Origin of the sequence: Actinosynnema sp. NPDC059797 (assembly GCF_042732085.1) — a bacterium.
In the GTDB taxonomy this organism is placed as follows: Bacteria; Actinomycetota; Actinomycetes; order Mycobacteriales; family Pseudonocardiaceae; genus Actinosynnema.
This window is the reverse complement of the sequence record NZ_JBHWIE010000469.1, coordinates 1,554-4,244: the sequence shown is the minus strand read 5'-3', so window position 1 is coordinate 4,244 and position 2,691 is coordinate 1,554. Positions and strand designations below refer to the sequence as shown.

Sequence of the window (2,691 nt, the reverse complement as noted above, 5' to 3'; positions counted from 1 at the left end):
TGGGGCGCTGGGTCCCGCCCGCTTTGGGCTCTACGGGGTGGGGAACCGCGGGGCGGGCGCCCGGGGGGTCCGCCCCGGCGCCCCGGCCACGGACCTGATCAGGCCGCGTTCACCGAGACGTCGTCCAGCACGAACGAGGTCTGGTAGGACCAGTCCTCCGCGCCGGTGAAGCTCAGCGTCACGCTCTGGCCCGCGAACGCGCCCAGGTTGAACGTGCGCACCGCGTAGCCGGAGGCGTCGAGGTTGGAGTAGGTGGCCAGGGTGGTGCCGTTGGCCTGGACGGTGAAGGTGTCGAACACCTCGGGCTCGTACTCCGAGGTGCTGATCTTCAGCCACAGCGACAGCGTGGTGCCGGTGCACCCGGCCGGGACGGTGACGGTCTGGGACAGCGTCTCGGTGTCGGCGTAGCCGTAGCCGCTGAGCCACGCCGAGCGCGAACCGGAGCGCGGCGCGCCGGCGCCGGTCCACGCGCCGATCGTCCAGGTGGCGTTGGACCACCCGGTGGTGCCGCTCTCGAAGCCGCCGTTGGCGACCTTCTCACCGGGCGCGGAGCAGGAGCCGCCCGCCGGGGTGATCGTCCAGGTGAATGTGACGGATGAGGTCTTGCCCGCCGAGTCGGTCACGGTCGCGGTGACGGTGTAGGTGCCGGCGGTGGTCGGCGTGCCGGAGATCAGGCCGGTGGCCGGTGCCAGGGACAGGCCGGGCGGCAGGCCGGTGGCCGACCACGTGTAGGGCGTCGTGCCGCCGGTGGCCTTCAGCTGGAGGCTGGTGGGCGTGCCGACGCCGCCCGTCTGGTTGCCCGGCGGGGTGATGGCCGGCGTGCCGGGGCCGGGGCCGCCGCCGGTGTTGACGAACAGCAGCCGGTTGGGCGAGCCGGTGCCCGGCGAGGTGATCTTGCCCGTGGTGGAGTTGGCGATCAGCGCGCTCTGGACCTGCGCGGGCGTCAACGACGGCGTGGCGCCCAGCAGCAGCGCCGCGCCGCCCGCGACGTGCGGCGAGGCCATCGACGTGCCGCTGATCGTGTTGGTGGCGGTGTCGCCGGTGTGCCAGGCCGAGGTGATGTTCTGGCCGGGCGCGAAGATGTCGGTGCAGGTGCCCCAGTTGGAGAACGAGGCGCGGGCGTCGGTGTTGGTCGACGCGTTCACCGTGACCGCCTCGGCCACCCGCGCCGGGGTGAAGTTGCACGCGTCGGCGTTGGAGTTGCCCGACGCGAGGGCGTAGGTGACGCCGTCGGCGATGGAGTTGCGCACCGCGTTCTCGGTGGTGGCGTCGCTGCCCTGGGCGCCGAGGCTCATGTTGGCCACGGCCGGGCCGGAGGTGTGGTGGCCGGTGACCCAGTCGATGCCCGCGGCGACGCCGGCGAACGAGCCGGAACCGGCGCAGTTGAGCACCTTCACCGCGATCAGGGTGACGCCCTTGGCGACGCCGTGGGCGCTGCCGCCGACCGTGCCGGCGACGTGGGTGCCGTGGCCGTTGCAGTCGGTGTTGTTGCCGTCCCCGGTGGTGTTGGTGCCCCAGGACGCCCGGCCGCCGAAGTCCTGGTGGCTGGTCCGGATCCCCGTGTCGATGATGTAGGCGGTGACGCCCGCGCCGTCGTTGGGGTAGGTGTAGCCGGAGTCCGGCGGCAGGTCGCGCTGGTCGATGCGGTCCAGCCCCCACGACGGCGGGTTGGGCTGGGTGGCGGTCGCCTGGACCGTGCCGTTCTGCTGGACGTAGGCCACGCCGGGCTCGGCGGCCAGCCGGCGCGCGGCGCGCTCGGACAGCGTGCCCGCGAAGCCCTTGAGGGCGTGCCGGTAGGTGAACTCGACCTTCGCGCCGTACTTCGCGCTGAGGTCGGCGGTGAGCGCTTCGGCGCTCTGGGCGGACACCTCGTCGTAGACGACGATGTAGCTGTCCTGGATGGCGGTCGGGTTGGCGGTGCCGAGGACGTCGCCCTCGGCGGAGGCCGGACCGGCGGTGGTGGTCAGCGCCAGCGCGGTGGCGCCGGCGGTGCATAACGCGAGCAGGGCTCGTCTTGATCCGCGAACGTCTCCCATTGCAGGGTTCTCCCTCGTGCGGGGTCTCCGACAGACCCGATGCGGCTCGGGTGGGCCGGGGGAGCGGAGTTTCACGATCACGTACGCGCGGACGTGATCGCCGACGTTAGAGGACCCGCGGACCCGGCGGCAATCGGCCGCCAGGGCGAACGACCTGCGGAAACCCGCATCGTGAGTGAATGCTTGTCGCTGCCCTCCATCACTTCAGTGTTGCCTGAACGCAACAGCTAGCCTCCACACCGGGGCGGGGAGCGGACGCGTCGTTGACGAGCGCCCAGGACGGGCGGTGGCGTGGGTGTGAGGTCCCGGATCGTGGTGGTCGTCCTGCTCGTGGCCGGGTGGCTGGTGCTCCGCGCGCGGAGCGGGGGAGGGGAGGGGCGTCAGCCGCACGACTGGGCGCGGACGACCGGGGACCTGGGCCAGGCACAGCGACTCGACCGACGTCTCCACCGCCGTCAAGGACGCGACCACCAAGGGGGCCTGGTGGTGAATCCTACTTTGTTCACCTCTATATCTTCAGTGTTGACTAAAATCAATCCCTGAAACCAAAAACCAAGAACGAAAACCGCAAAGAGGCAGCCGGGTGGTGGGGGGCCCCCCCCGCCGGGGGGCCCCCCCCCGCCCCCGGAAAGGAAAACAAAAAAAACAAGCAAGG

Annotated in this window: 1 protein-coding gene; it reads right to left on the bottom strand. The window is 71.4% G+C overall.

Annotated elements, in window-relative coordinates; genetic code table 11:
- Positions 1 to 98 precede the first annotated feature (98 nt).
- On the bottom strand, positions 99 to 2,036 hold the full coding sequence (locus tag ACFV4N_RS39885; protein ID WP_499677879.1) for a S8 family peptidase: 1,938 nt from the start codon (positions 2,034 to 2,036) through the stop codon (positions 99 to 101).
- Between the last annotated feature and the right edge of the window lie 655 nt (positions 2,037 to 2,691).

Coding starts and splice junctions, on each gene's coding strand:
- ACFV4N_RS39885 (WP_499677879.1), bottom strand. CDS start 2,036: ATGGGAGACGTTCGCGGATCAAGACGAGCCCTGCTCGCGTTATGCACC.